Consider the following 1,871-nt stretch of genomic DNA (forward strand, 5'->3'; position numbering starts at 1 on the left):
ACTACGAAGCGGCGATCATGCTGACCTTCTTCCTGCTGGTCGGCCGCTACCTCGCTCACCGCACCCGCGCCGGCGCCCGCTCCGCCGCCGCCGAGATCGCCGCCCTGGAGGTGCACACCGCCGAGCGCATCGCCCCCGACGGGAGCCGCGCCACCGTGCCCCTCGACGCCGTGCGCGCCGGCGACATCCTCGCCGTCGCGCCGGGCGCGCGCGTGCCGGTGGACGGCACGGTGACCGCCGGCCGCTCCGAGATCGACCCGTCGCTCCTGACCGGCGAGACCATGCCCGAGCCCGTCGCCCCCGGCGCCCCGGTGCGCGCCGGCATGCTGAACCTCTCCGGCCCGATCGAGGTGCGCGCCGACGCCCTCGGCGACGACACCCTCCTGCGCGAGATCGGCCGCCTCGTCGAGATGGCCGAGCGGAGCCGTGGCCGCTACGCGAGCCTCGCCGACCGCGCCTCGCGCGCCTACAGCCCCATCGTCTACGCCCTCGCCCTCCTCGCGCTTTTCGGCTGGGGCTTCGGCTCCAGCGACTGGCGGCTCGCCCTCAACATCGCCGCCGCCGTCCTCATCGTCACCTGTCCCTGCGGCCTCGGCCTCGCCGTCCCGGCCGTGCTGACCGCCGCCTCCGGCCGCCTCTTCCGCGAGGGGGTGCTGCTCAAGGACGGCGAGGCGCTGGAGAAGCTCGCCACCGTCGACGTCGCCGTCCTCGACAAGACCGGCACGCTGACCACCGGCCAGCCGCGCCTGACCAACGCCGCCGACCTCGCGCCCGCCGCCTTCGCCGCCGCCGCCGCCCTCGCCGCCGGCAGCGAGCACCCGATCTCCCGCGCCATCTCCCGCGCCGCCGGCGAGGCCGGCATCCGCCCCGCCCCAGTCGCGGAGATCGCCGAGCACCCCGGCCTCGGCAGCGAGGGCACCCTCGCCGGCGCCCGCGTCCGCCTCGGGCGCGGCGAATGGGTCGGCGCCCCGCGCGCCCTCGACGCCACCGCCGCCTGGCTCCGCATCGGCGACGCCCCGGCCGTCGCCCTCACCTTCGCCGACGCCCCGCGCCCGGACGCCGCGGCGACCGTGGCGCGCCTCCACGCCGCCGGTCTACCGGTGACGCTCCTCTCCGGCGACGCCGAAGGCCCGGTGCGCGCCCTCGCCGACGGCCTCGGCATCGACCGCTGGATCGCCCGCGCCACGCCGGCGGGCAAGGTGGCCGAGCTCGACGCGCTCGGCGCCGCCGGCCACCGCCCGCTGATGATCGGCGACGGCCTCAACGACGCCGCCGCCCTCGCCGCCGCGCACGTCTCGATCTCCCCCGCCTCGGCGATCGACGCCAGCCGCAGCGCCGCCGACCTCATCGTCCTCGGCGACCGCATCGAGCCCGCCGCCGACGCGCTCGCGCTCGCCCGCATCGCCCGCCGCCGCATCCTCGAGAACTTCGCCCTCTCCTTCGGCTACAACATCGTCGCCGTGCCGATCGCGCTGGCCGGCCTCGTCACCCCGCTCATCGCCGCCATCATCATGTCGGCGAGCTCGCTCGTCGTCGTGCTGAACTCTACCCGCCTCGCGCGATGAACATCCTCGTCCTCCTCGTCCCGGCGGCGCTCTTCCTCGGCGGCCTCGCGCTCCTCGGCTTCTTCTGGGCGCTGCGCCACGACCAGTTCGACGATCCGCGCGGCCACGCCGAGCGCATCCTCTCCGACCGCTACGACGACCACCCCGCCGACGACGAGGCTTCCTCGCGCTGAGTGCCGCAATCCGCTTGACGCCCCCCGCGCCGCCCCCTAAATGGGCGCCATCGCGCGGTTGTAGCTCAGTCGGTTAGAGTGCCGGCCTGTCACGCCGGAGGTCGCGGGTTCGAGCCCCGTCAACCGCGCCATT

Annotated in this window: 2 protein-coding genes and 1 tRNA gene; all 3 read left to right on the forward strand. The window is 76.1% G+C overall.

Annotated elements, in window-relative coordinates; genetic code table 11:
• Positions 1-1,565: heavy metal translocating P-type ATPase (locus Q0112_RS15060; RefSeq protein WP_297976680.1), on the forward strand; the 1,565-nt coding region annotated here is incomplete at its 5' end.
• Positions 1,562-1,738: a cbb3-type cytochrome oxidase assembly protein CcoS gene (ccoS, locus tag Q0112_RS15065; RefSeq protein ID WP_297976682.1), complete on the forward strand. Its 177-nt coding sequence runs from the start codon at positions 1,562-1,564 to the stop codon at positions 1,736-1,738. The genes Q0112_RS15060 and ccoS, both read left to right, overlap by 4 nt.
• A gap of 54 nt (positions 1,739-1,792) precedes the next feature.
• Positions 1,793-1,869, forward strand: a tRNA-Asp gene (locus Q0112_RS15070).
• Positions 1,870-1,871: the final 2 nt, after the last annotated feature.

Origin of the sequence: uncultured Amaricoccus sp., from assembly GCF_937858865.1 — a bacterium.
Taxonomy (GTDB): Bacteria; Pseudomonadota; Alphaproteobacteria; order Rhodobacterales; family Rhodobacteraceae; genus Amaricoccus.

Coding starts and splice junctions, on each gene's coding strand:
- ccoS (WP_297976682.1), top strand. CDS start 1,562: ATGAACATCCTCGTCCTCCTCGTCCCGGCGGCGCTCTTCCTCGGCGGC.